The following is a 23,451-nucleotide window of genomic DNA, read 5'->3' as shown; positions in this document are numbered from 1 at the left end:
GGGGGCTATTGTCCCTGGGGCCGGGCGCCCGCCCCTCTTGGGGGCCCTAACCCCCCCCCCCCCCCCCCCCGGGCGGGGGGGGCCGCCCCCCCCGGGGGGGGGGGCGCCCCCACCGCCGTTTCGCGCCCGTAGGGCGGGGTTTCGCGGGACGCTCGATCGGATGTTCGTCGTCTGACCGGATCTTCCCGAGTCGTAAACCGGGACATGTGCCTGCAAACTGACCGGGCCGGGATCTTCCCGGATCCTTCGGGGAGGAGGTACGGGCGTGGGCGCGAGGCCGAGCCGAGCGGCATCCCTGCTGGTCACCTCCGTGGCCCTGGCCGCCCTCCTGATCCCGGGGGCCGTCGCGCAGCCGGCCCCGGCCGCCGCGGAACGCCCAGGCGGGAGCCAGGGCACGGGGGGCCGGCCTCTCGAAGGCATCGAGGCCCAGGCCGCCAGGGGTCAGGCCGCCAGGGGTCAGGCCGTCGAGGACGCGGTCGTCGTGGACCTGGACGAGATCCCGGCCGAGCCTCCCGTGCCGTCGGCGCCGCCCGCCCGGCAGCTCTTCGGCGCCGACTGCGACACCGTGATCGAGGCCTCGCAGGTGACGGCGTACTGCCACAACGGCTTCCCGCGGACCGACCTGGTGCGGCTGCACGTGGAGTGCGACCGGTGGTGGGACATCGACGGGGACGGCGCGGCCGTCGCCGTGGGTCCCGCAGGCCGGGTCGAGCTCAGCGGCCGGTGCTGGAAGGAGGTCCGCTCGGCGTGGGTGAGCCACGAGCCGGGCTGACCTGACGGCCGGGCGGGATCCGGGGGAGGAGGCCTACCGCCCCTGCAGGCAGGCGAACGGATAGCCCGCCGCCTCCGAAGCGGCGGTGTCCGCGTCCCCGCGCCGGATCGCCTCGATCAGCCGGGCGTGGTCCATGTGCGCCTGCGGGGTCAGCTCGGGGCCGACGTCCGCCCGCAGCCAGTCCGCCACCAGGTCGCCCAGGTCGGCGTACAGGCCCACCAGCACCTCGTTGTGGGAGGCCGTCACCACCGCCATGTGCAGACTGACGTCCGCCGCGACGAACAGCTCCGCGTCCCCGCTGCGCCAGGCCTCCTCGCGCCGGGCCAGCAGCGCGTCCAACTGGTCGAGGTCCCGTTCGGTGCGGCGCTCCGCCGCCAGTCGGGCCGCCGACGACTCCAGCGTCGAGCGCAGCTCCGCGATGTGCCGGGGGTCGGCCCCCGCGAAGCGCCGGTGCATCACCCCGGCCAGCTCGCTGGTGGCGAGCACGTACGTCCCCGAGCCCTGGCGGATGTCGAGGAGGCCGTTGTGGGCGAGGGCCCGGACGGCCTCCCGGACCGTGTTGCGGGCGACCCCCAGCAGCTCGACCAGCGCGGGTTCGGTGGGGATCCGGGCGCCGACGGGCCATTCACCGGAGGTGATCTGGTTCCTGAGCTGGGCGATCACCTGGTCGACGAGCGCGGATCGCCGGGGCGAGGTCAGCGGCATGCGGTCGGGTCCTCTCCGGACATGGGACGCGGCGGGCGAGCGGGTCCAGGAGACTGGACAACCAATCATCCCATGATTCTATGATGGGGCAATGTCCGAGGATGAAGTCCAGACCGTGAACCGGCCCCAGACCGCCCGCACGGCGCCCCCGCAGCCCCTCGCCGCCCCCGCGAACGCCGAGCCGGCGTGGCTCGGACCCGTACTCGTCGCCGGAATCGTCATCGCCGCCCTCAACCTGCGGCCCGCCATCACCAGCCTCGGCGCCCTCTTCGAAGAGACCCGCACCGGCCTGGGCATGAGCGGCACCGTCGCCGGACTCATCACCTCGGTCCCCGCCCTCTGCTTCGCCGTCTTCGGCGTCACCGCGCCCCGCCTCTCCCGCCGCTTCGGACCGGCCGCCGTCGTGTGCGCCGGCATGGCCGCCGTCGCCGCCGGCCTGCTGATCCGGCCCTTCGCGACCAACGCCGCCGGGTTCCTCGCGGCCAGCGCACTGTCCCTGGCCGGCATAGCCCTGACCAACGTGCTGCTCCCGGTGATCATCAAGCGCTGGTTCCCGGACCGCGTCGGCACCATGACCGGCGTCTACTCCATGGCCCTGGCCGCCGGCACCTCCCTCGCCGCCGCCGCGACCGTCCCGCTCACCTCCGCACTCGGCGGCAGCTGGCGCACCGGCCTGCTGGTCTGGGCCTTCCTCGCCGTCGCCGCCGTCCTGCCCTGGCTGCCGATCGCCGCCGCGGTCCGCCGAGCCCGGGGCGCCGCCCCCGCCCGAGGGGCCGCCGGCACCGGCCCGCGCGTCGTGCGCAGCCGTACCGCCTGGGCCCTGGCCTGCTACTTCGGCCTCCAGGCCACCGGCGCCTACGTCACCATGGGCTGGCTCGCACAGATCTTCCGCGACTCCGGGGTCTCCGCCTCCACGGCCGGCGTATTGCTCGCCGTCACCATGTTCATGGGCGTCCCGCTCGCCTTCGTCATCCCCCGCCTCGCCGGGCGGATGCGCCACCAGGGCCCCATCGCCGTCGTCCTCGGCCTCTTCGGCTTCCTCGGGTACGCCGGCCTCTGGCTCGCCCCCGCCGCCGGAGCCTGGGCCTGGGCGCTCCTGCTCGGCGTCTCCAACTGCGCCTTCCCGCTCGTCATCACCATGATCGGACTGCGGGCCAGGTCGTCGGCCGGGGTCGTCAAGCTCTCCGCCTTCGCCCAGAGCGTCGGCTACCTCATCTCCATCCCCGGCCCGCTGCTCATCGGCGCGCTCTACCAGCACAGCGGCGGCTGGGACCTGCCCCTGGCCCTCATGGCCGGGCTGCTGGTCCCGCAGATCGTGCTCGGCGTACTCGCCGGACGGGACCGCACGATCGAGGACGAATGCGGCATGGGACACTGAGCGGCATGTCGCCCGTACTCGAACCGAACCCCCAGAACGGCCACAAGAAGCTCGGCCTCGTGCTCGGCGCGATGCTCGTCGTGACCGTCATCATCTCCGTCATCGCCACGATCGCCTCCCCCTGACACCCGGCCCCGGCAGGGTGCGGGGTAGGGACAGCCCCCGTACCCCTAGGGGGTCAGGCTCAGGGTGATCTGGGGTGTGCCCCGGATGGGAGCCGCGGCGCCGGATCAATAGATTCGACACCGCGAGCCCGTCCCACCAGCACACCCACGGAGGCGGCCATGTCGGCCCCCACGCACACCCCGTCCGTCACCCGCCGTCGCACCTTCACGCCCGGTACGGGCGCCGACGCCCGGCTGCACTGGTGGGCGCTGGCGCTGCCCGCGCTCGCCTTCGGCCTCCTGCTGCTGCTCCTGGCCGGATCCGGTGAGGCGCACGCCGCGAGCGACGAGGGCTCCCCACTGGTCCACGTCACCGCACAGCTGCTGCGCGCAGTCGGCTGACCGGCGTACGCCGGGGCGCACGGGGGGCGCACGATGGCGCCGCAACCCGGCGGTGAACCCCTCAACACCCCGCGCCCCACGGCTCCTTTCATGCGAAGCTGGGATCCATGAGCGCCGACACACCCCGCAGGATCGTCCTCCTCCGGCACGCCAAGGCCGAATGGTCGGACGGCACAGACCACGAACGCCCGCTGGCGGAACGCGGCCGGCAGGACGCACCGGCCGCCGGCCGGAAACTGGCGCGGACCGGCATCGGCTTCGACCTGGCCCTCTGCTCGACCGCCGCCCGCACCCGCGAGACCTGGAAGCTCGCCGTCCAGGAACTGCCGCACCGGCCGAGGACCACGTACGAGGAGCGGCTCTACGACGCCTCGCTGGGCGAGCTCATCGCCCTGCTGAACGAGACCTCCGACGAGGTGGCCGACCTCCTGGTCATCGGCCACAACCCCGGGATGCACGCCCTCGCCGACGCGCTGTCCGGGACGGCCCAGGGCGACACGCTCCAGCGGATGAGCCGCAGCGGCTTCCCGACCTCGGCCCTCGCCGTCGTCTCCTTCACCGGCGGCTGGAAGTCCCTGGAGCACGGTGTCGGCACCCTGCAGGACTTCTGGACCCCCTCGGACCACTGACGGCAGCGCCGCCGGAACCCGACACGGCAGCGCCGCCGGAACCCGACACGGCAGCGCCCACCGGAACCCGACACGGCAGCGCCCACCGGAACCCGACACGGCAGCGCCCACCGGAACCCGACATCGGCAGCGCCCGCCGGACCACCGACCCCCCCGGGCCGTGGAGCCCGCCCGCCTCCGGGTGGCCGGGCTCCACCTGCCGCTCTCAGCGCCCGTACGCCGCCTCCGGCAGCGCCGCGTCCCGCGCCTGCCACAGCTCCGGGTAGAACCGCCGGTGCACCGAAGCCCGCAGATGGGCGACGCCGGTGCTGCCGCCCGACCCCGGGCCACTGCCGATCTGACGCTCCACGAGCAGCGCGTGGCAGGCCCGCCACTCGGTCCAGGCCTCGTCCAGGTCGACCAGCGCCTCCACCAGCTCGGCCAACTCCGCAAGCTGCGCCGGATCCCCGTCGGCCCCGTCGCCCACGGGAGCCGCCAGCCGCTCGTACGCCGCTCGCCGGCCCTCCTCGTCCGCCACCGCGAAACCCGCCTTGCCCAGGAGCGCCACGAACGCGTCCCACACCGTGGGCTGCGCGAGGCGCCCGCGCAGCCGCTCCTGCTCCGGCCCGCTCAGCCCCGCGATGACCCGGGCCCCGTACGCGCCGCGCACCCAGTCGGCGCCGCACAGCGTCGCGATCTCGACGTACTGCGCCGACTGCGCGCCGCTGCTGCTGCCCAGCACGCCCCGGAAGGCGTGGAACTCCCGGGGCGGCATGCCGCGCAGCGGCCGGATCCCCTCGATCAGCACCCGGGTGATCGCCACGCACCGCACGAGCCGGACCCGGGCCGTGCGGGCGTCACCGTCGAGCATCCGCCCGCGGGCGTCGGCCAGTTCGGCGAGCAGCTGGCCGAACCACAGCTCCTGCACCTGGTGGACGGTGATGAACAGCCGCTCGTCGTGCACCCCGTCGGCCAGCGGGACCTGGAGCGACAGCAGTTCGGGCAGCCGCAGGTAGTTCGAGTAGGTGACGTCCTGCGACTTCGCCGCCCCCTCAGTCATCGCAGTCCTCCGGTGCGCGCAGTCCGTACGCCGCGAACGCCTCGGTGACGCCCGGCAGGTCGAACGCGTCGACCTGGGCGCACAGCCGCAACGTCGACCTGGAGATGCTCTGGATGCGGTCCGCGCCCGCGCCGCCGCCGTAGCTGTCCTCCAGGACCGCCTCGACGCGGTCGCCGTCGAGGCCCGCCAGCCGCAGGGACACGCGGACCGGCTCCAGGTCCCAGTCGAGCGCCGCGCGGATCATGGCCGGCAGGGCACGCGCCGCCGCGACCCGCCGGCCCCGGTCGAGCCGCGCCCACAGTTCCAGGAAGAACGCGGAGAAGAAGCGGTGGTGGCGGCCTTCGTCCTTGGCGTGGTCCCGCATCAGTTCGCGGACCGTGCTCACCACGGTCGGGTCCTGCGGCACCTCGTTCAGCACCGCCGTGATCAGCGTCTCGAAGACCACCGCCTGCAACTGGCCCGCCAGCACCGGGTCATCGGGAAGCAGGCGCCGCCCGCTGTCCTGGAGGGCGGTGACGAACCCGCCGTAGTCGACCTCCGGGACCGGGATGCCGGTGACGGCGGCGACCTGGTCGGCGAGGTCGAGGCTGTACAGGGCGTGATAGCCCTCGTCGCAGTACACCTTGAAGGCGTCCATCCGCAGCGCGGTGGGGAAGTGCAGCCCGGAGATGCCGTTGGCGACGGGCTCGGCCGCCCCGTTGACCACCCGGGTCTCCAGGTGCGTCGTGGAGTGCAGGAACTGGTAGAGGTGCCGTACGGAGATCTCCCGGATCCTTTCCGGGGCCAGCGCCTTCACCTCCGGATGGGCCAGGTGCGGCACCAGCGCGTCGGGGAAGAAGACCCGCCCCTGCTCTGCCTCCGCGTGGAAGATCCGCCGTACGCCGCCGCGTACGCCGGCGATCTCGTACCAGCGGTCGAGGGGACCGGGCGCGGCGCTCATGAGCGGCCTCCGTTCGCGGGGTCGTGCCGGGCTTCGAGGTGGGCGGCGATCCGCCGGACCGCCTCGGCGACCAGCGGCGCGTCGACGGTGTGGCACAGCCGGAACCAGCCCGGCTGCGGCGACCGGAACGCCCTGCCGGGCAGGATGCTGACCTTCGCGGAGTCGAACAGCTGCCGCCACAGCCGTTCCTCGGCGTCGAAACCGGTACCGGGCAGCCACCGGCGCAGGTCCAGCCACACGGAGAACCCCGCCTCTGCGGGCGCGTACGGGATGCCGTGCGCCTCCAGCAGGGCGACGAGGTGCCCGTACGAGGCGGCGAGCCGGTCCCGGCCGGCCTTGAGGAAGCCCGCCGCCCACTCCTGATCGGCCAGCAGGGCGGCCAGCGTCTCCTGCGTGGCGGTGGAGACGGGCGCGAAGTAGGCCATCGCCCGGGCCGCCGCCAGGACCTGCGGGTCGCGGGTGTGCAGGACGCCGGTCTTCAAGCCGGGCAGCCCGAAGTCCTTCGCGAAGCCCCACACGACGTGGGTGCGCCCGGCCCAGTGCGGGTTCACGGCGGGGTCGGCGGCGCTGGTGAAGCCCCGGCCGCCGAAGACGGCGTGCGCGTAGATCTCGTCGGAGATCAGGTCCACGTCGTGCTCGCGGACCACCCGCAGCAGCTCGGCCAGCACCTGCGGCGGGTGCACCTCGCCGATGGGGTTGGAGGGGGAGGACAGGGCGACCGCGCGGACCGTCGTACCGGCGGACCGCGCCTCGCGCAGCGCCCGGTCGACGGCCCCGGGGCTCAGCCGGAACCCGTCGCCGGGGGAGAGCGGCGCGGGCAGGATCCGGGCGCCGGAGCGACCGCCGAGATCGGTGTCGAAGGCCCCGTAGTAGGGGGCGGGCACCACGATCGCCTCACCCGGGTCGCACAGGACGGAGGCGATCGCGTCCAGCGCTCCGGTCGCGCCGCTGATCACCACCAGGTCCTGCGCGTCCAGCGGCGTACCGAAGGACCCGGACAGCAGGGCGGCGACCCGCTCGCGCAGCTCGTCGGTGCCGTGCAGCGGGGCGTAGCGGGCCGTGCCCTCCCGCATCGGCGCCAGCGCGGCCAGCCGGTCTTCGAGCAGGTCCCACAGCAGGCGGTTCTCGGCGGTACCCAGATTCAGGTAGCCGTCCGGGCGCAGGCGGGCGTCGTACGGTTCGGCCTCGGCGCGGAAGTGCGCCTCGGCGATGGCGGGGGCGTCGGCGAGGAGCCGGGCGGCCTGGCGGGAAACCATCAGGCCCTCCCGCTGTCGACGCCGGCGGCGGTCAGCAGGCCGGGATTGACGCCGAGGCCCATGGAGGCGTCGATGACCGCCCCGTGCAGGGCGGCGGACTGGTCACCGGCCAGCCACCACACGAACTCCGCTATCTCCTCGGGGCGGATCATGCGGGAGCCGGGCAGCCGCGCGGCGAGCGCGGCACGCTCCTCGGGCGTCAGCTTGTCCAGGGTGCTGGCTTGGAACATGTTCGTCTCGACCACACCCGGGCACAGGGCGAAGACGTGGACCGGGGCGTGCACCAGCTCGGCGGCGAGGTGGCGGGTCAGGTAGGTCAGCGCCGCCTTGCTCATCCCGTCGGCGGGGTGGAAGCCCGGGAACTGGAAGATCCCGCCGCCCACGCTGGAGATGTTGACGATCTTCCCGAAGCCGCGCTCCAGCATGCCCGGGAGCAGGCCGTCGACCAGCCACAGCGGGCCCACCGCGTTGATCTGGAAGAACGCCGACGCCTTGGTGTGCCCGGGGCCGTCGGTGTGCTGCTCGATGGTCTTGGAACCGACGGCCGCGTTGTTCACCAGGACGTCGACGGGGCCGGGAAGCCGCTCCAGCAGCCGCTCGTGATCCTCCCAGTCGCCCTGGGCGAAGGGGAACGCCTCCACCTTGGCCCGCCCGGTGAGGGCCAGCTCCTGGACGAGTTCCTCGGCCCGATCCCGCCCATGACGGTAAGTGAACCAGACCGTCCAGTCTTCTTCGCGGGCGAATCTCTCCACGCAGGACCGGCCGATACCGCCCGACCCTCCTGTGATGAGCACGCTTCGAGTCATTGGGCTCCCCTTGGACGACTTGGCCGGTTACCGCCTTTCTAGCGAAGGCCGCTTGAGAACGGCTCGCTAGACGGCCCGTCGGGGACCGCTCGAGGGAAGGCTCGCAGGAGGTCAGAACGAGCGAGGTGCCCGGCCGGAACGTCCGGCCGGGCACCTGAGGAACAGACCGCTCGGTATGGGGATGCGCGGTGATGCGGCCGGGCCGTCAGGCCAGATCGGCGGCTTCCACCTCTTCGCGCGTGATGCCGAGCAGGTACAGCACCGCGTCCAGGAACGGCACGTTCACCGCCGTGTGCGCTGCCTCGCGGACCACCGGCTTGGCGTTGAAGGCCACGCCCAGCCCGGCAGCGTTCAACATGTCCAGGTCGTTGGCGCCGTCACCGATCGCCACGGTCTGGGCCAGCGGCACACCCGCCTCCGCCGCGAAGCGGCGCAGCAGCCGGGCCTTGCCCGCCCGGTCCACGATCTCGCCCGTGACCCGGCCGGTCAGCTTCCCGTCGACGATCTCCAGCGTGTTCGCCGAGGCGAAGTCCAGGCCCAGCCGCTCCCGGAGGTCGTCCGTGACCTGCGTGAACCCGCCCGAGACCACCCCGACCTGGTAGCCGAGCATCTTGAGCGTCCGGATCAGGGTCCGGGCACCGGGGGTGAGCCGCACCTCGGAACGCACCTTGTCCACGACGGAAGCGTCCAGCCCCGCCAGCAGCGCGACCCGGGCGTGCAGCGACTGCTCGAAGTCCAGCTCCCCGCGCATCGCCCGCTCGGTGACCTCCGCGACCTCGGCCTCACAGCCGGCGTGCGCCGCGAACAGCTCGATGACCTCGTCCTGGATCAGCGTCGAGTCCACGTCCATCACGACCAGGCGCTGCGCCCGGCGGTGCAGCCCCGCCGACACCACCGCCACATCGACGCCGATCTGCGCGGCGGCCGTGGCCAGCGCCGTCCGCAGCGGCTCCGTCTCCGCGCCGGAGACGGCGAATTCCACGGCCGTCACCGGATACTTCGCCAGGCGGAAGATGCGGTCGATGTTGCCGCCCGTCCCGGTGATCCTGGCCGCTATGGCCGCCGTCGACTCGGCCGTCAGCGGGTGCCCCAGCACGGTCACGTGCGAGCGGCCGCTTCCGCGCGGCCGGTTGTCACCGGTTCCGGAGAGGATCTCGGCCTGCATCTTGAGCGACTCGGCCCAGCTGTGGACGGTGGCCCGCAGCTCGCCCTCGGTGCCGCCGACGGGCATCGTGACGAGGGCGCACAGGACGATGCGGCCACGGGTGACGACCTGCTCGATGTCGACCACGTCGACGGAGTAGGCGGCAAGGGTGTCGAACAGCCCGGCGGTGATCCCGGGACGGTCCTTGCCGAAGATCTTGACGAGGAGGGTGGGGACGTCGGAGGTCTGCGAAGCGCTCATGGTCCTCTCACCGTATCTTGACCACTCCCGGACCAGGACCCCCGTCCCACCCAGCGGTCACAACCTTCCCCGGGTGTTCGCCCGCCCGCCATCCGGACGTGGCGGCCGAGTGACCCGGCAGAGGGCTCCCCTCCCGTCCTCCCGGTGGCTTTCGACCGGGTCTGCGCCCCTACGCGGACCCCCGGCGAGGCCCCGATTCCACATGTGGGCCCGGGCCTGAAATAGTTCCCCCGGATGTTCGCCATCCCTAGACTCCCTGACGTCGGACTCCCTGACGCCAGGGGGATTCTCGGGGGACTTAAGTGGGGCTGGAGTGCCGGAACTCGTACTGGAATTGAATGGCAGGACCTGGACGCTCGATCCGTCCAGGTCGTACTCGCTGGGGCGCGACCCCCAGGGAGACGTGGTGATCGATGACGCCCGGGTGTCGTGGCGGCACGCCACCATCACCTGGAACGGCCGTGGTTGGGGCCTTGAGGACCACGGCAGCACCAACGGCACCTACGTGCACGGGAGTCGGGTCCAGCAGACCGAACTCGTGCCCGGTACGCCGGTCCACCTCGGCAACGCGACCGACGGGCCGAGGCTGAATCTGAGCGCCGCCGTCGCGGCGGCCACGCCGGCGCCCGCGTACCAGGGGCAGGCTCCCGGGTACGAGGCTCCTGCGTACGAGGCCCCGCAGCAGCAGGCCTGGCAGCAGCAGGCACCGCCCCAACAGCACCAGTACGCCCAGCAGCAGCCTCAGCCCCACTTCCCGCAGCAGCAGGGCGGCGGCGCCGACCCCGCGCAGGGCGCGGCACCCGGCTACAGCGACCGCAGCCCGACGACGTTCCACCAGATCGCCGTCGGCCACGTCATGCGCATCGGCCGCGCCCTGGAGAACGAGCTCGTCGTCTCCGACCTCCAGGTCTCGCGCCACCACGCCGAGTTCCGCTCCACCGGCGGCCGCTTCGAGATCCACGACCTCGGCAGCCACAACGGCACCTACGTCAACGGTCAGCCGCTGCCCAAGTCCGGCACCGCGCTCCTCGGCCCCAACGACATCGTCGGCGTCGGCCACTCCACGTTCCGGATCGTCGGGGACCGGCTGGAGGAGTTCGTCGACACCGGCGACGTCTCCTTCTCGGCCCGCCACCTCACCGTCACCGTCGACGGCGGCAAGCAGATCCTCAAGGACGTCACCTTCGGCGTCCCGGAGAAGTCGCTCATCGGCGTCATCGGCCCCTCCGGCTCCGGAAAGTCGACCCTGCTCAAGGCGCTGACCGGCTACCGGCCCGCCAACCAGGGCGACGTCCTCTACGACAACCGCAACCTGTACAAGCAGTTCGCGGAGCTCCGCCAGCGCATCGGCCTGGTCCCGCAGGACGACATCCTGCACAAGGAACTCAAGGTCAGCACCGCCCTCAAGTACGCGGCCAAGCTGCGCTTCCCCGGCGACACCGCCGAGTCCGAGCGCGCCGCCCGCATCGACGAGGTGCTGCGCGAGCTCAAGCTCGACATCCACAAGGACAAGAAGATCACCTCGCTCTCGGGCGGCCAGCGCAAGCGCGTGTCCGTCGCCCTGGAGCTGCTCACCAAGCCCTCCCTGATCTTCCTCGACGAGCCCACCTCCGGCCTCGACCCGGGCATGGACCGCGACGTCATGCAGCTCCTGCGCGGCCTCGCCGACGACGGCCGCACGGTCCTCGTCGTCACCCACTCCGTCGCCGAGCTGTCGATCTGCGACAAGCTGCTGGTCATGGCCCCGGGCGGTTCGGTCGCCTACTTCGGCCCGCCGGCCGAGGCGCTGAACTTCTTCGGCTACTCCACCTGGGCCGACGTGTTCTCCGCCTTCGAGAACTTCCGCGACTACGACTGGGCCGGCCGCTGGAAGGGCTCGCAGCACTACCAGCTGTACGCCGCCGACATCGACGCGGTGGCCCCGCAGTCCATCGCGCTGCCGCCGGCGCAGCAGATGCGCCCGCCCAAGCCGCAGGGCTGGGGCTCGCAGCTGTGGACGCTGATCCGCCGCTACCTCGCGGTGATCGCCTCCGACAAGGGCTTCATCGGGCTGATGCTGATCCTGCCGGCGGTGCTGGGCGTGGTCTCCACGGTCATCCCCGCCACCTTCGGCCTCGCGCCGCCCAAGGCGCCGTCGCGCTTCAACGGCGACGCCGGCACGATCATGCTGATCCTCTGCGTCGGCATGTGCTTCTCCGGCGCCGCGAACTCGGTCCGCGAGCTGATCAAGGAACGCGTCATCTACGAGCGGGAACGCGCGACGGGCCTGTCCCGGTCCGCGTACCTGATGTCGAAGGTGATCGTCCTCGGCGTCATCACGGCCATCCAGGGCGTGATCATCTGCGTGATCGGCTTCACCCCGCGCGACCTGCCCACCGAGGGCCTGCTCATGCCGCCGGCCGTCGAGCTGTGCCTGTCCGTCACCGCGCTCGGCTTCACCTCGATGATGTTCGGCCTCGTCATCTCCTCGCTGGTGAAGACCGCCGAGAAGACCATGCCGCTGCTGGTCATGTTCGCGATCGTCCAGGTCGTCTTCACCGGCATCCTGTTCAAGGTCTACGACTCCATCGGCCTGGAGCAGGTCGCCTGGCTGATGCCGTCCCGCTGGGCCATCGCCGCCGCCGGCACGACGCTGAACCTCGGCCAGCTCATGCCGCCGTGGGACCACGACAACCCGTCGAACACCGACCCGCTGTGGGACCACTCGATCGGCCAGTGGAGCCTGGACATCACCATCCTGCTGCTGATCGGTGTCGCCTGCGGCTTCGCGGTGCAGCGCCTGCTGCGCCGCCACGAGCCCGAGGTCATGCGCGCCGGCAACTAGGAACGGGTCCGGACGGGGCCCGTTCCCCTCGCCGAGCACGGGCACGAACGCGCCGAGCACGACAAACGCCTCAGGGCGGCACCCGGAACACCGGGGGCCGCCCTGAGGCGCATGGGGGGTTGCTCCGCCGCCAGGCCTCAGTAGGCGCTGTTGACGTTGTCCATCGAGCCGTAGCGGTCCGCCGCGTAGTTGCAGGCGGCGACGATGTTCGCGACCGGGTCGTACAGGTCGAACTTCGTGCCCTTGACGTGGTAGGCGGCGAAGGTCGGCTGGATGACCTGGAGGAGACCCTTGGACGGGATGCCGTTCCGGGCGTTGATGTCCCAGTTGTTGATCGCCCGCGGGTTGCCGCTGGACTCACGCATGATGTTGCGGTGGATACCGGCGTAGGTGCCCGGGATGCCCTCGCGCTTCATGATGGACAGGGCTTCCTTGATCCAGCCGTCCAGGTTGTTCGCGAAGACGGGGGCGCGGACCGCGGAGCGGCTGGCGGCGGCCTTCTGCTCGCGCGCCTTCTTCGCGTCGGCCTCGGCCTTCGCCTTGGCCTTCGCGTCGGCGGCGGCCTTGGTCTTGGCTACGGCGAGCTGCGTGCCGAGGTGCGCCTGCACGGTCTTCGTCTGGGCGCCGTCCACGACCTTCGTCCACGCCACGGGGGCGAGGGCGACCGTCGTCCCGCTCTTCTCGGCGGCGTTGGCCGGAACGAGGGAGAAGGCGAGCGCGGCGGCACCGAGGGTGGCGATGCCGGCGAAGGAGAGCTTCTGGGCCTTGGTCGGACGAGGACTGTGGCCGGGGGTGCTGGTCTCGGACATGCGTGAGCAACCTCTTCGAATAGCGGGGGCCGCAGGAAAGCGCCGCGGGATCCGGGGATCGCGGCGCTGTGCGACGTCGACATTCTTAGCGGTGGCAAAAAGGCATGGCAAAGGTGTGACGTACGATCCCGCTTAGTGGATCAGGACCGCCCGCCGAGGCCTTATTGCAGGCATCGCAGCAAGGCGCAGCAGTGCTGACAGCGTCTTTACGTACGTACTACGCAGCTTCGTAAGTGACCTGCGTCCTATGCCCGGGCTCACACCGGTCAGGTAACAGCCTCACCGTACGTTGCCGTTGCAATGCATGGCGTGAACGGCCTCATCCTCAAGTAGCAGGCGAGGGTCCCGCTCCTCGTCCCGCAGATCGAGCCCGCCGCCGTCCCATGGCCCCTGTGGCCGACCCGGGCGCCCGTACCCCCGTACCGGCGCCGTATGCGGCACGCGTCTTCCCGGAGGCGCACCGACCGGGAGCCGACCACGGCCCCGACCGGGACCCCGGCCCTACGCCCGCAGACCGATCCCGCAGGTCAGAGCCGCCGGTACGGTGAGCCCATGCACCCCAACGGACCCTGCACCGGACTGGCCGCCGTCAGTACCGCGCTGCTGGCCATGAGCCGCCGCCTGGAGGTCCACGACGTCCTGCGGACGATCGTCGTCTCCGCACGCGAGCTCCTGGACGCCGAATACGCGGCCCTGGGCGTTCCCGACGACCACGGCGGCTTCGCCCAGTTCGTCGTGGACGGCGTCAGCGAGGAGCAGTGGCGGAGCATCGGCCCCCTGCCCCGCCAGCACGGCATCCTCGCCGCGATGCTCCACGACGAGGGCCCCCAGCGGCTCACCGACGTACGCGAGGACCCGCGCTTCGGCGGCTGGCCCGCCGCCCACCCCGACATGTCCGACTTCCTCGGCATGCCCGTCCGGGACGGTGAGGAGACCCTCGGCGCCCTCTTCCTCACGAACAAGCGCGGGGGCGGCGAACGCCCCGGCACGCGGGGGTTCACCGACCAGGACGAGGAACTCCTCTCCCTCCTCGCCCAGCACGCCGCGATCGCCCTCACCAACGCCCGCCTCTACGAGCGCAGCCGCGAGCTCACCATCGCCGAGGAGCGCTCCCGCCTCGCCCACGAGCTGCACGACGCCGTCAGCCAGAAGCTGTTCTCCCTGCGCCTCACCGCCCAGGCCGCCGCCGCCCTCGTGGACCGCGACCCGGCCCGGGCCAAGGACGAGCTCCAGCAGGTCGCCGCCCTGGCCGCCGAGGCCGCCGACGAACTGCGCGCCGCCGTGACCGAGCTGCGCCCCGCGGCCCTGGACGAGGACGGACTCGTCGCGACCCTGCGCGACCACGTACGCGTACTGGACCGCGCCCACGCCGCGCACGTCACCTTCGCCTGCGACGGCGTACGGGCCCTCCCCGCGACCCAGGAGGAAGCCCTCCTGCGCGTCGCCCAGGAGGCCCTCCACAACGCCCTGCGCCACTCCGGCGGCGACCGGGTCGAGGTCGCCCTCGTCCGCCGGGCCGCGGGGGCCGTCCTGACCGTCACGGACAACGGAAGCGGCTTCTCCCCTTCCTCCATCCGCGCGGCCGGCCGCCACCTGGGCCTGGTCTCCATGCGGGACCGCGCCGGCGGCGTCGGAGGCCGGCTCGAAGTCCGCTCGGAGCCCGGTGGGGGCACCACGATCGAGATGGAGGTCCCCGGTGGCTGACACACCCATCCGCGTCCTGCTGGTCGACGACCACCAGGTGGTCCGGCGCGGCCTGCGCACCTTCCTGGAGGTACAGGAGGACATCGAGGTCGTCGGCGAGGCCGCGGACGGCGAGGAGGGCATCGCCCGCGCCGAGGAACTGCGCCCCGACGTGATCCTGATGGACGTCAAGATGCCGGGCACCGACGGCATCGAGGCCCTGCGGCGGCTGCGCGACCTGGCGAACCCGGCGCGGGTCCTCGTCGTCACCAGCTTCACGGAGCAGCGGACGGTGGTCCCCGCCCTGCGGGCCGGGGCCGCCGGGTACGTCTACAAGGACATCGACCCCGACGCCCTGGCGGGAGCCGTCCGCTCCGTCCACGCGGGCCACGTCCTGCTCCAGCCGGAGGTCGCGGAGGCCCTGCTGGCCCAGGAGGACCAGCCGTCGGCCTCACCGCGCGCGGGCGCGCTGACCGACCGCGAACGGGAGGTCCTCTCCCTCATCGCGGACGGCCGGGCGAACCGGGAGATCGCCCGGGCGCTGGTCCTGTCGGAGAAGACGGTCAAGACGCACGTCTCGAACATCCTGATGAAGCTCGACCTCTCCGACCGCACGCAGGCCGCCCTGTGGGCGGTGCGCCACGGCATCGTCGAGGCCTGAGTCCCTCTTCATACGATCGGGTGTATGTCGCCCACACGGCGTATCCGGGCAGGCGTGTGGCCGTTCTCCATGCACGCCGCGACGGCTGGTCGCGGTGGACGTATGGAGGAAGAAGAACGTGAAGAACTTCAAGAAGGCCACTGCCGTCACCATGATCGCGGGCGGCCTCATCGCCGCCGGTGCGGGCGTCTCCTCGGCGCACGGCGGTGCGGCGGCGGCGGGCGAGGCCCAGAACTCGCCCGGCGTGGCCTCGGGGAACCTGGTCCAGGCCCCCGTGAACGTCCCCGTCAACGTGGTGGGCAACTCGGTCAACGTGATCGGCCTCCTGAACCCCGCCTTCGGCAACTCGGGCATCAACGCCTGACCCCGCCCCACCCGGCCCCGCTTCCCCCTCTCCCCGGAAGCGGGGCCGCCCCACCGCGCCGGCCCGGCGCATTCAGCCCGCCCGGCCCCCTCCCAGCGCCGGGCCGGTGCATGTCAGCTCCGCCGGCGTCTGAGGCGCGGGGTCCGGCAATGCAGCCCCGTCCGCGTGTGAGGCGCGGGGTACCGGGGCGGAGCCCCGGAAAGCCCGGCGCAGCCGGGGCCGCTCGCGCCGCGGCGCCGCACCCCGGCCGCTCGCCCCGCGCCGCCTCCTCCCCTCGCCCCCCAAGACCCCCGGGCCGGTCAGCCCCGCTGCTCGACGGCCGCGTTGTACGCCGCCACCAGCGCCCGCCGGGCCACCCGCTCGACGGGCCGCAAGGCCTCCGCTCGCGCCGCCATCTCCGACGCGGCCACCGCGCCCCCGTGCCCGTTCTCGTACGCCAGCGACACCATCAGGTCCACCCGCTGCGCCAGCGCCAGCACCCGTACCGCCCGCGCCGGGTACCCCGGCGCCAGCACCTCCCCGCCGGACTCCGCCCGCGCCCGGTACGCCGACAGCGCCGCCTCCGCCACCGGCCCCGACCCCGCCACGTCCAGCCGCGTCAGCACCACCGTCGCCTCGCGCAGCGCCTCCGCCAGCTCCCGCTCCGCCTCGCCGAGCGTCGGCACGTCCGCCGGAGGGGCCTCCCGCACCGGCAGGCAGTGCCAGGTCACCGAGACGTGCACGTCCCCCTCCGGCCCCGCCTCGGCGACCTCCGGCACCAGACCCAGCGCCGCCCCCACCGCGACCACCGCCTCCTCGGCCTCCAGCGCCCGCGCGTTGAACTCAGGCGGCCCGCTGAGCCCCAGCGGATGCCCCGGCGCCGGCAGGGCCAGCCGCAGCCCGGTCACCCCCAGCGCCCGCATCCGGCCCAGCGCCAGCGTCAGCCCCACCGGCCCCGGCTCCCCGGGCAGCCCCTCCACCCGGTGCACGGCGTCCTCACCCACGATCGACAGCACGGCCTCGTCGGGCGAGACGAGACCGGCCAGCAGCGCGTTCCCCCAGGCGGCCAGCCGCCCTGAACGTGGTTCGAAAAGCATCCCCCCACTTTACGGATCGGCCCGGGGGACCGGCCTGGCGCCCGGACCCCTCCGCCAGTGGCGTAGGTTTTCCCCTGGGGCTGCGCCTACCGGTGCACAGACGAACCGAGACTGCAAGGGGAGACAACACGCTCATGAGCGATGTTCTGGAGCTGGTGGACGTATCCGTGGTCCGCGAGGGCCGGGCGCTGGTGGACCAGGTCTCCTGGTCGGTGAAGGAGGGGGAGCGCTGGGTGATCCTCGGCCCCAACGGCGCCGGGAAGACCACCCTGCTCAATGTCGCCTCCAGCTACCTCTTCCCCACCACGGGCGGGGCCACCGTCCTCGGCAGCACCCTCGGCAAGGTGAACGTCTTCGACCTGCGCCCCCGCATCGGTGTCGCCGGCATCGCGATGGCCGACAAGCTCCCCAAGCGGCAGACCGTCCTGGAGACCGTCCTCACCGCCGCCTACGGCATGACGGCGACCTGGCAGGAGGAGTACGAGGACATCGACGAGCAGCGCGCCCGCGCGTTCCTCGACCGCCTCGGCATGACGGACTACCTCGACCGGAAGTTCGGCACCCTCTCCGAGGGCGAACGCAAGCGCACCCTGATCGCCCGCGCCCTGATGACCGACCCCGAGCTGCTGCTCCTCGACGAGCCCGCCGCCGGTCTGGACCTCGGCGGCCGCGAGGACCTCGTACGGCGCCTCGGCCGCCTCGCCCGCGACCCCCTCGCACCCTCCATGATCATGGTCACGCACCACGTCGAGGAGATCGCCCCCGGCTTCACGCACGTCCTGATGATCCGCCAGGGCAAGGTCGTCACCGCCGGTCCCATCGACCTGGAACTGACCTCCCGCAACCTCTCGCTGTGCTTCGGCCTCCCGCTCGTCGTGGAGCGCAACGACAGCGACCGCTGGACCGCCCAGGGCCTTCCGCTGCGCTAGGGCCGGGCGGGACTTGGACGACAGGCCCCAGGCCCCCAGGCCCCGCCGGGCGGGTCCGCACCGCACCCTGTCCCGACCGCGCCCGCCAGACCTACCATGACCATGTGACCAACATCGACGCATGGGTGTGGTGGCTCATCGGCGCGGTCGGACTGGGCATCCCCCTGGTCATCACCGCGATGCCGGAATTCGGCATGTTCGCCGTCGGCGCGGCCCTCGCCGCCGTGACGGCCGCGCTGGGCGGGGGAGTGGTGGCCCAGGTCCTGGTGTTCGCGATCGTGTCGGTCGCGCTCATCGCCGTCGTCCGCCCGCTCGCCAACCGCCACCGCGACCAGCGCCCCCAACACCGCAGCGGAATCGAGGCGTTGAAGGGCAGGAGCGCCCTCGTCCTCGAACGCGTCGACGGCAGCGGCGGCCGCATCAAGCTCGCCGGCGAGATCTGGTCCGCGCGCACCCTCGACTCGGACACCAGTTTCGAACCCGGCCAGTCCGTCGACGTCGTCGACATCGACGGAGCGACCGCGGTCGTCATGTGAGAACCACCCGACTCGCGGCCCCAGGGTCTGCGAGACTCCGATCAACGGGGCAGCACAGACAGCCGGAAGGGCACGGGGAACCGCATGCAACCGATCATCATCGTCCTGATCATTCTGGTGGTTCTGGTCTTCATCGCACTGGTCAAGACGATCCAGGTGATCCCGCAGGCCAGCGCCGCCATCGTCGAGCGGTTCGGCCGCTACACCCGCACCCTCAACGCGGGCCTGAACATCGTCGTCCCGTTCATCGACTCGATCCGCAACCGGATCGACCTCCGCGAACAGGTCGTCCCCTTCCCGCCGCAGCCGGTGATCACCCAGGACAACCTGGTCGTCAACATCGACACGGTCATCTACTACCAGGTGACCGACGCCCGGGCCGCGACGTACGAAGTCGCCAGCTACATCCAGGCGATCGAGCAGCTCACCGTCACCACCCTGCGCAACATCATCGGCGGCATGGACCTGGAGCGCACCCTCACCTCCCGTGAGGAGATCAACGCGGCCCTGCGCGGCGTACTCGACGAGGCCACCGGCAAGTGGGGCATCCGCGTCAACCGCGTCGAACTCAAGGCCATCGAGCCGCCGACCTCCATCCAGGACTCGATGGAGAAGCAGATGCGCGCCGACCGCGACAAGCGCGCCGCGATCCTCCAGGCCGAAGGTGTCCGCCAGTCCGAAATCCTGCGCGCGGAAGGTGAGAAGCAGTCCTCCATCCTGCGCGCCGAAGGTGACGCCAAGGCCGCCGCCCTGCGCGCCGAGGGCGAGGCCCAGGCCATCCGCACGGTCTTCGAATCCATCCACGCCGGCGACGCCGACCAGAAGCTGCTCGCCTACCAGTACCTCCAGATGCTCCCGAAGATCGCCGAAGGCGACGCCAACAAGCTCTGGATCGTGCCCAGCGAGATCGGCGACGCCCTCAAGGGCCTCTCCGGTGCCATGGGCAACTTCGGGCCCATGGGCGGCGGGTCCGGCTTCAACCCGGCGGGCTCGGGCAAGGACGGCGCGGACGCCGCCGACAAGGCCGCCGCGGACCGCCGCGAGCAGCCCCCCATCGACTGACCGCCCCCCGCCTGTTGCATGATCAGTGAGGCCCCTCGACCTTCATGGCGGGGAGGCGACTCACTCATGCGAAGGGGATGGCAGCGTCCATGTCCATCTGGGAATCACTCGCGGTCTTCGCCGCAGGTGTCGGAGCCGGCACCATCAACACCATCGTCGGCTCCGGCACCCTCATCACCTTCCCCGTCCTGCTCGCCACAGGACTGCCACCGGTCACCGCCAACGTGTCCAACACCCTCGGCCTGGTACCCGGCTCGATCAGCGGGGCCATCGGCTACCGCAAGGAACTCAAGGGCCAGCGCGCCCGCATCCTGCGGCTCGGCGCCGTCTCCCTCGTCGGCGGACTCGGCGGGGCGATCCTGCTCCTCACCCTGCCGTCGGACTCCTTCAACACGATCGTGCCCGTCCTCATCGGACTGGCCCTCGTCCTCGTCGTCCTCCAGCCGCGCCTCGCCGCCGCCCTGCGCGCCCGCCAGGAAGCCGCGGGCGGCGACACCGGACACCCGGACGGCGGGCCCGTCCTACTGACCGGAATGCTGCTCTCCAGCGCCTACGGAGGCTACTTCGGCGCCGCCCAGGGCGTGCTCTACCTCGGCCTGATGGGGCTGCTGCTCCACGAGGACCTGCAACGGATCAACGCCGTCAAGAACGTCGTCGCCGCCCTCGTCAACGGGATCGCGGCCGTCTTCTTCCTGTTCGTCGCCGACTTCGACTGGACGGCCGTGGTCCTCATCGCCATCGGCTCCACCCTCGGCGGCCAGATCGGCGCGAAGGTCGGCCGCCGACTGCCCCCGACGGTCCTGCGCGCCGTCATCGTGGCAGTCGGTCTCATCGCCATCGTCCAACTGCTACTGCGCTGAACCACGTAGCGAACCTACGCAGCCCAGCGCACCCGCGTACATCGACGCACTAGGCGCTGCGCGCGAGCCACTCCGGCAGCACCTCGCGCCCGCCGGAACCCAGCGCGAGCAGCATCGCGTCCGCCGGGGACGGGACGAACGGCTTGCGGAGCAACGGCATCCCGGCCTCCTCGGGAGTACGGGCCGCCTTGCGGTGGTTGTCCTCCGCACAGGACGCCACCGTGTTCAGCCAGGTGTCCCCGCCCCCCTGGGCCCGCGGAAGCACGTGGTCCACGGTCGTCGCGCGCTTCCCGCAGTACGCGCAACGGTGCTGGTCACGGGCCAGCACCCCCCGCCGCGACCAAGGCGCGTGTCTTCGGAACGGCACCCGCACGTACCGGCAGAGCCTGATCACCCGCGGCATCGGAAGCTCCATGGTGGCCGCCCGGACACGCAGCTCGGGATGCGACTGTTCGACCACGGCCTTGTCCTGGAGCACCAGCACCACAGCCCGGTTCAGCGTCACCGTCGACAGCGGCTCGAAGCTCGCATTCAGCACCAGCGTGTCCCGCATCTCGCCCACCTCCCGTGTGCAGGCCCGCGACCTCCCTGGCGGCAAGGCCCGGAACCACTCTGGCCGTGCGCGCCACGCGGGACAACGCAATAAAAATGCCCGGTCCTGGCCGTCTTTAGACCAGGACCGGGCAAACGCTCGGGAAACGATCAGCTCGCCGGAGCCTCGTACTCACCGATCAGCTGCGCACGGCCCAACGTGTGGAACCTCAGGTTGAACCCGACGACCGCCGGCGAGGCGTCCGAGCCGGGCCCGAGCTTCTCCCGGTCCACCGCGTATACGGTGAACACGTACCGGTGCCGCTCCCCGGCCGGCGGGGCGGCCCCGCCGAAGTCCTTCGACCCGTAGTCGTTGCGCACGTGCACCGCCCCGGCCGGCAGCCCCTCGAACTTCCCGCCGCCCGCCCCGGGCGGCAACTCCGTCACCGAGGCCGGGATGTCGAAGAGCACCCAGTGCCAGAACCCGCTGCCCGTCGGCGCGTCCGGGTCGAAGCACGTCACGGCGAAGCTCTTCGTCCCCTCCGGGAACCCCTCCCACCGCAGGTGCGGCGAGCGGTTCCCGGCCGACTGGACCTGGGCCTCCCCGAGATCCGCGCCGGGTGCCAGGTCGTCGCTCACCACGGAGAAGGAATCCACCTCGGGGTGGAAGTCGTGCGGAAGAGGCGCCCTGCTCTGCTCGGCCACTGCTGAACCTCCTGATCGCTTAACCAGTACCGCCCCGAGCCTAGACAGCCCTCAGAACCAGTTGCGCTGCGAACCCACGGACGCGATCCACTGGTTCAGATACGCCGCCCAGTCGGTCCCCTCGTACGACTGCAGACCCACCTGGAAGCAGCGGTAGGTGTCGCTGCCCTCGGAGAACAGGCCCGGCTTCTTGTCCATCTCCAGGACGACGTCCATCTCCCGGCCGTCCGACACGAACGTCAGCTCCACCTGGTTCAGACCCCGGTACTGCGACGGCGGCAGGAACTCGATCTCCTGGTAGAAGGGCAGCGTCTGCCGCGTCCCGCGGATGTGCCCCCGCTCCATGTCCGCCGAGCGGAACGAGAACCCGAGCCGGCGGAACGCGTCCAGGATCGCCTGCTGCGCCGGAACCGGGTGCACGTTGATCGGGTCCAGGTCACCCGCGTCCACCGCCCGCGCGATCTCCAGCTCCGTGCTCACCCCGATGTTCATGCCCCGCAGGTGCTGGCCCTCGAAGTGGGTGATCGGCGTCTCCCAGGGGATCTCCAGCCCGAACGGCACCACGTGCAGCGCACCCGGCTGGACCTGGAACGCACCGCCCAGCCGCTGCTTCGCGAAGACGATGTCCTGCTTGTGCTCCTGATCGCCGCCCTCCACCTCCACCCGCGCCTGGAGCCCGACCGACAACCCCTCGATCTGCTGCTCGACGGAACCGCCCTGGATGCGGACCTCGCCCTGGACGATGCCGCCCGGGACGACGTTCGGCTCGGTGATGACGGTGTCCACCGAGGCACCGCCGGCACCCAGCGCCGCGAACAGCTTCCTGAACCCCATGCTCTGACTCCCCTTTGAAGCTCTGTGACGTGCCCTGTGACGTAAAGGCTGGTGACTACCCCTACAAACGCGGAACCCTAGGCCCCGGTTGCAAGTGCGCGACCTCCAGTACGCTCGACCGGATGAGCGCGCGACCCGACCGTACGCCCCTGCCCCGGTCCTTCTTCGACCGCCCGGTCCTCACCGTGGCCCCCGACCTGCTCGGCCGCACCCTGGTCCGGCGCACGGCCGAGGGCACCCTCGAACTACGCATCACGGAAGTAGAGGCGTACGAGGGCGAGGCGGACCCCGGCTCCCACGCCTACCGCGGCCGCACGCGGCGCAACGCGTCGATGTTCGGACCGCCCGGACACGCGTACGTCTACTTCATCTACGGCATGTGGTTCAGCCTCAACCTGGTGTGCGGCCCACCCGACCACGCGAGCGGTGTCCTCATCCGCGCCGGCGAGATCACCCTGGGCGCCGAGCTGGCCCGCAAACGTCGACTTTCCGCCAGAAACGACCGAGAACTCGCCAAAGGCCCGGCTCGTCTGGCCACGGCCCTCGACATCGACCGCTCCCTGGACGGCACCGACCTCTGCGACGGCCCCGACTCCCCTTTGTCCCTGCTCACCGGCACACCCACCACACCCGACCTGGTGAGCAGCGGCCCCCGCACCGGAGTGGGCGGAGCCGGAGCGGACCACCCGTACCGCTTCTGGGTCACCCACGACCCGACGGTCAGCCCCTACCGGGCCCACGCGCCACGCCGCCGCTCAACTTGACTCGCCCCGGGCGGACGCCTAACGTAGCCCGAGCCGCTTGAACGGGCCCTGCGTTCGCAGACCCCCGGAGCGGCGAAACCCACTACCTACGACTTACCCCTGGCGGGGTCGTCTTCGGCATGCCCGAATTCGAATCCGACGGCCCGATTATGAGCCCCAAGGGAAAAGCGCTAACGTGGTGGAGCGCCGAAAGGCACAGGCCCCCCAACGGCCACCGGAATTCAAATCCGAGTCGGAAACGACAACGGAAATGATCTGGTAGAGTTGGAAACGAAGAACGAAGCCCGGAGGAAAACCCGCGAGGGTGAGTACAAAGGAAGCGTCCGTTCCTTGAGAACTCAACAGCGTGCCAAAAATCAACGCCAGAAGTTGATACC

General features: G+C 71.7%; 26 protein-coding genes. 14 read left to right on the top strand and 12 right to left on the bottom strand.

What is annotated here, in order from left to right; all coding sequences use genetic code 11:
* Positions 1-265 precede the first annotated feature (265 nt).
* The gene (locus tag ACIA6C_RS00130; protein WP_399271772.1) at positions 266-772 is read left to right on the top strand and encodes a hypothetical protein; all 507 of its coding nucleotides are present in this window, start codon (positions 266-268) and stop codon (positions 770-772) included.
* Between the two features lie 33 nt (positions 773-805).
* On the opposite strand, the gene ACIA6C_RS00125 is transcribed toward ACIA6C_RS00130, so the two are convergent.
* On the bottom strand, positions 806-1,477 hold the full coding sequence (locus tag ACIA6C_RS00125; RefSeq protein WP_399271770.1) for a FadR/GntR family transcriptional regulator: 672 nt from the start codon (positions 1,475-1,477) through the stop codon (positions 806-808).
* 91 nt (positions 1,478-1,568) lie between these two features.
* On the opposite strand from ACIA6C_RS00125, the gene ACIA6C_RS00120 reads away from it, so the two are divergent.
* The 4 genes from ACIA6C_RS00120 (at position 1,569) to ACIA6C_RS00105 (ending at position 3,990) form a co-directional block, all read left to right on the top strand.
* A complete protein-coding gene (locus tag ACIA6C_RS00120; RefSeq protein ID WP_399271768.1) occupies positions 1,569-2,855 on the top strand; it encodes a CynX/NimT family MFS transporter in 1,287 nt (428 codons plus the stop codon).
* 5 nt (positions 2,856-2,860) lie between these two features.
* A complete protein-coding gene (locus ACIA6C_RS00115) occupies positions 2,861-2,980 on the top strand; it encodes an SGM_5486 family transporter-associated protein (protein WP_268250171.1) in 120 nt (39 codons plus the stop codon).
* A gap of 159 nt (positions 2,981-3,139) precedes the next feature.
* Positions 3,140-3,361, top strand: a complete 222-nt coding sequence (locus ACIA6C_RS00110) for a hypothetical protein (protein WP_361138011.1) — start codon at positions 3,140-3,142, stop codon at positions 3,359-3,361.
* Positions 3,362-3,468: 107 nt separating this feature from the next.
* Positions 3,469-3,990: a SixA phosphatase family protein gene (locus ACIA6C_RS00105; protein WP_399271766.1), complete on the top strand. Its 522-nt coding sequence runs from the start codon at positions 3,469-3,471 to the stop codon at positions 3,988-3,990.
* A gap of 205 nt (positions 3,991-4,195) precedes the next feature.
* Here ACIA6C_RS00105 and ACIA6C_RS00100 read toward each other — a convergent pair whose 3' ends face one another.
* The 5 genes from ACIA6C_RS00100 to serB all read right to left on the bottom strand — a co-directional run bounded on the left by ACIA6C_RS00100 (position 4,196) and on the right by serB (position 9,436).
* Entirely contained in the window at positions 4,196-5,029 is an 834-nt protein-coding gene (locus ACIA6C_RS00100) for a tryptophan 2,3-dioxygenase family protein (protein WP_399271764.1), read from the bottom strand.
* Positions 5,022-5,969 carry a diiron oxygenase gene (locus ACIA6C_RS00095; protein ID WP_399271762.1) on the bottom strand — a complete coding sequence of 316 codons (948 nt, stop codon included), beginning with the start codon at positions 5,967-5,969 and terminating at the stop codon, positions 5,022-5,024. Before ACIA6C_RS00095 ends, ACIA6C_RS00100 begins: the two co-directional genes overlap by 8 nt.
* Positions 5,966-7,225, bottom strand: coding sequence for an aminotransferase class I/II-fold pyridoxal phosphate-dependent enzyme (locus ACIA6C_RS00090; RefSeq protein ID WP_399271760.1), 1,260 nt, complete (start codon positions 7,223-7,225; stop codon positions 5,966-5,968). The genes ACIA6C_RS00095 and ACIA6C_RS00090 overlap by 4 nt, the downstream gene beginning before the upstream one ends.
* Complete coding sequence (locus tag ACIA6C_RS00085; RefSeq protein ID WP_399271758.1) at positions 7,225-8,031, bottom strand: SDR family NAD(P)-dependent oxidoreductase; 807 nt, start codon at positions 8,029-8,031, stop codon at positions 7,225-7,227. Before ACIA6C_RS00085 ends, ACIA6C_RS00090 begins: the two co-directional genes overlap by 1 nt.
* 205 nt (positions 8,032-8,236) lie before the next feature.
* Entirely contained in the window at positions 8,237-9,436 is a 1,200-nt protein-coding gene (gene serB, locus ACIA6C_RS00080; RefSeq protein WP_329194134.1) for a phosphoserine phosphatase SerB, read from the bottom strand.
* A gap of 313 nt (positions 9,437-9,749) precedes the next feature.
* Here serB and ACIA6C_RS00075 point away from each other — a divergent pair, with 313 nt between their 5' ends.
* Positions 9,750-12,260: an FHA domain-containing protein gene (locus ACIA6C_RS00075; protein WP_399271755.1), complete on the top strand. Its 2,511-nt coding sequence runs from the start codon at positions 9,750-9,752 to the stop codon at positions 12,258-12,260.
* A gap of 137 nt (positions 12,261-12,397) precedes the next feature.
* Here the strand turns inward: ACIA6C_RS00075 and ACIA6C_RS00070 are convergent, their stop codons facing one another.
* The gene (locus tag ACIA6C_RS00070; RefSeq protein ID WP_361138026.1) at positions 12,398-13,069 is read right to left on the bottom strand and encodes a transglycosylase SLT domain-containing protein; all 672 of its coding nucleotides are present in this window, start codon (positions 13,067-13,069) and stop codon (positions 12,398-12,400) included.
* Positions 13,070-13,621: 552 nt separating this feature from the next.
* Between ACIA6C_RS00070 and ACIA6C_RS00065 the strand changes: the two genes are divergently transcribed.
* The 3 genes from ACIA6C_RS00065 to ACIA6C_RS00055 all read left to right on the top strand — a co-directional run bounded on the left by ACIA6C_RS00065 (position 13,622) and on the right by ACIA6C_RS00055 (position 15,777).
* A complete protein-coding gene (locus tag ACIA6C_RS00065) occupies positions 13,622-14,773 on the top strand; it encodes a GAF domain-containing sensor histidine kinase (protein WP_361138028.1) in 1,152 nt (383 codons plus the stop codon).
* Positions 14,766-15,413 carry a response regulator transcription factor gene (locus tag ACIA6C_RS00060; RefSeq protein ID WP_366080895.1) on the top strand — a complete coding sequence of 216 codons (648 nt, stop codon included), beginning with the start codon at positions 14,766-14,768 and terminating at the stop codon, positions 15,411-15,413. The genes ACIA6C_RS00065 and ACIA6C_RS00060 overlap by 8 nt, the downstream gene beginning before the upstream one ends.
* A 118-nt stretch (positions 15,414-15,531) precedes the next feature.
* Positions 15,532-15,777 (top strand): chaplin, encoded by a 246-nt coding sequence (locus ACIA6C_RS00055; protein WP_361138031.1) that lies wholly within the window; start codon positions 15,532-15,534, stop codon positions 15,775-15,777.
* A gap of 299 nt (positions 15,778-16,076) precedes the next feature.
* Here ACIA6C_RS00055 and ACIA6C_RS00050 read toward each other — a convergent pair whose 3' ends face one another.
* Positions 16,077-16,853: a hypothetical protein gene (locus ACIA6C_RS00050; protein ID WP_399271752.1), complete on the bottom strand. Its 777-nt coding sequence runs from the start codon at positions 16,851-16,853 to the stop codon at positions 16,077-16,079.
* A gap of 134 nt (positions 16,854-16,987) precedes the next feature.
* On the opposite strand from ACIA6C_RS00050, the gene ACIA6C_RS00045 reads away from it, so the two are divergent.
* From ACIA6C_RS00045 to ACIA6C_RS00030, 4 genes are all read left to right on the top strand, one after another.
* Complete coding sequence (locus ACIA6C_RS00045) at positions 16,988-17,782, top strand: ABC transporter ATP-binding protein (RefSeq protein WP_361138034.1); 795 nt, start codon at positions 16,988-16,990, stop codon at positions 17,780-17,782.
* Between the two features lie 104 nt (positions 17,783-17,886).
* Positions 17,887-18,318, top strand: coding sequence for an NfeD family protein (locus tag ACIA6C_RS00040; RefSeq protein WP_361138036.1), 432 nt, complete (start codon positions 17,887-17,889; stop codon positions 18,316-18,318).
* An 84-nt stretch (positions 18,319-18,402) separates the two neighbouring features.
* Complete coding sequence (locus tag ACIA6C_RS00035) at positions 18,403-19,380, top strand: SPFH domain-containing protein (protein WP_399271749.1); 978 nt, start codon at positions 18,403-18,405, stop codon at positions 19,378-19,380.
* A gap of 89 nt (positions 19,381-19,469) precedes the next feature.
* On the top strand, positions 19,470-20,240 hold the full coding sequence (locus ACIA6C_RS00030) for a sulfite exporter TauE/SafE family protein (RefSeq protein WP_399271747.1): 771 nt from the start codon (positions 19,470-19,472) through the stop codon (positions 20,238-20,240).
* Positions 20,241-20,289: 49 nt separating this feature from the next.
* On the opposite strand, the gene ACIA6C_RS00025 is transcribed toward ACIA6C_RS00030, so the two are convergent.
* The 3 genes from ACIA6C_RS00025 to ACIA6C_RS00015 form a co-directional block, all read right to left on the bottom strand.
* Entirely contained in the window at positions 20,290-20,793 is a 504-nt protein-coding gene (locus ACIA6C_RS00025; RefSeq protein WP_366080898.1) for an HNH endonuclease, read from the bottom strand.
* A 149-nt stretch (positions 20,794-20,942) separates the two neighbouring features.
* Complete coding sequence (locus ACIA6C_RS00020; RefSeq protein ID WP_399271745.1) at positions 20,943-21,476, bottom strand: YbhB/YbcL family Raf kinase inhibitor-like protein; 534 nt, start codon at positions 21,474-21,476, stop codon at positions 20,943-20,945.
* A gap of 51 nt (positions 21,477-21,527) precedes the next feature.
* Positions 21,528-22,310, bottom strand: coding sequence for a sporulation protein (locus tag ACIA6C_RS00015; RefSeq protein WP_190181891.1), 783 nt, complete (start codon positions 22,308-22,310; stop codon positions 21,528-21,530).
* A gap of 122 nt (positions 22,311-22,432) precedes the next feature.
* Between ACIA6C_RS00015 and ACIA6C_RS00010 the strand changes: the two genes are divergently transcribed.
* Positions 22,433-23,074 carry a DNA-3-methyladenine glycosylase gene (locus tag ACIA6C_RS00010; RefSeq protein WP_399271743.1) on the top strand — a complete coding sequence of 214 codons (642 nt, stop codon included), beginning with the start codon at positions 22,433-22,435 and terminating at the stop codon, positions 23,072-23,074.
* Between the two features lie 147 nt (positions 23,075-23,221).
* On the opposite strand, the gene ACIA6C_RS00005 is transcribed toward ACIA6C_RS00010, so the two are convergent.
* On the bottom strand, positions 23,222-23,451 hold a 230-nt coding region (locus tag ACIA6C_RS00005), incomplete at its 5' end, for a hypothetical protein (RefSeq protein ID WP_399271741.1).

The sequence above is a fragment of the Streptomyces sp. NPDC051578 genome (genome assembly GCF_044454045.1).
Taxonomy (GTDB): Bacteria; Actinomycetota; Actinomycetes; order Streptomycetales; family Streptomycetaceae; genus Streptomyces.
This window is presented reverse-complemented; position numbering and strand designations above follow the sequence as displayed.

Bases quoted from the DNA above. Each gene is read 5' to 3' on its own strand.
- ACIA6C_RS00050 (WP_399271752.1), bottom strand. From the start codon at position 16,853: ATGCTTTTCGAACCACGTTCAGGGCGGCTGGCCGCCTGGGGGAACGCG.
- ACIA6C_RS00120 (WP_399271768.1), top strand. From the start codon at position 1,569: ATGTCCGAGGATGAAGTCCAGACCGTGAACCGGCCCCAGACCGCCCGC.
- serB (WP_329194134.1), bottom strand. From the start codon at position 9,436: ATGAGCGCTTCGCAGACCTCCGACGTCCCCACCCTCCTCGTCAAGATC.
- ACIA6C_RS00045 (WP_361138034.1), top strand. From the start codon at position 16,988: ATGAGCGATGTTCTGGAGCTGGTGGACGTATCCGTGGTCCGCGAGGGC.
- ACIA6C_RS00115 (WP_268250171.1), top strand. From the start codon at position 2,861: ATGTCGCCCGTACTCGAACCGAACCCCCAGAACGGCCACAAGAAGCTC.
- ACIA6C_RS00015 (WP_190181891.1), bottom strand. From the start codon at position 22,310: ATGGGGTTCAGGAAGCTGTTCGCGGCGCTGGGTGCCGGCGGTGCCTCG.
- ACIA6C_RS00025 (WP_366080898.1), bottom strand. From the start codon at position 20,793: ATGCGGGACACGCTGGTGCTGAATGCGAGCTTCGAGCCGCTGTCGACG.
- ACIA6C_RS00030 (WP_399271747.1), top strand. From the start codon at position 19,470: ATGTCCATCTGGGAATCACTCGCGGTCTTCGCCGCAGGTGTCGGAGCC.
- ACIA6C_RS00095 (WP_399271762.1), bottom strand. From the start codon at position 5,969: ATGAGCGCCGCGCCCGGTCCCCTCGACCGCTGGTACGAGATCGCCGGC.
- ACIA6C_RS00090 (WP_399271760.1), bottom strand. From the start codon at position 7,225: ATGGTTTCCCGCCAGGCCGCCCGGCTCCTCGCCGACGCCCCCGCCATC.
- ACIA6C_RS00100 (WP_399271764.1), bottom strand. From the start codon at position 5,029: ATGACTGAGGGGGCGGCGAAGTCGCAGGACGTCACCTACTCGAACTAC.
- ACIA6C_RS00035 (WP_399271749.1), top strand. From the start codon at position 18,403: ATGCAACCGATCATCATCGTCCTGATCATTCTGGTGGTTCTGGTCTTC.
- ACIA6C_RS00065 (WP_361138028.1), top strand. From the start codon at position 13,622: ATGCACCCCAACGGACCCTGCACCGGACTGGCCGCCGTCAGTACCGCG.
- ACIA6C_RS00110 (WP_361138011.1), top strand. From the start codon at position 3,140: ATGTCGGCCCCCACGCACACCCCGTCCGTCACCCGCCGTCGCACCTTC.
- ACIA6C_RS00070 (WP_361138026.1), bottom strand. From the start codon at position 13,069: ATGTCCGAGACCAGCACCCCCGGCCACAGTCCTCGTCCGACCAAGGCC.
- ACIA6C_RS00085 (WP_399271758.1), bottom strand. From the start codon at position 8,031: ATGACTCGAAGCGTGCTCATCACAGGAGGGTCGGGCGGTATCGGCCGG.
- ACIA6C_RS00105 (WP_399271766.1), top strand. From the start codon at position 3,469: ATGAGCGCCGACACACCCCGCAGGATCGTCCTCCTCCGGCACGCCAAG.
- ACIA6C_RS00010 (WP_399271743.1), top strand. From the start codon at position 22,433: ATGAGCGCGCGACCCGACCGTACGCCCCTGCCCCGGTCCTTCTTCGAC.
- ACIA6C_RS00125 (WP_399271770.1), bottom strand. From the start codon at position 1,477: ATGCCGCTGACCTCGCCCCGGCGATCCGCGCTCGTCGACCAGGTGATC.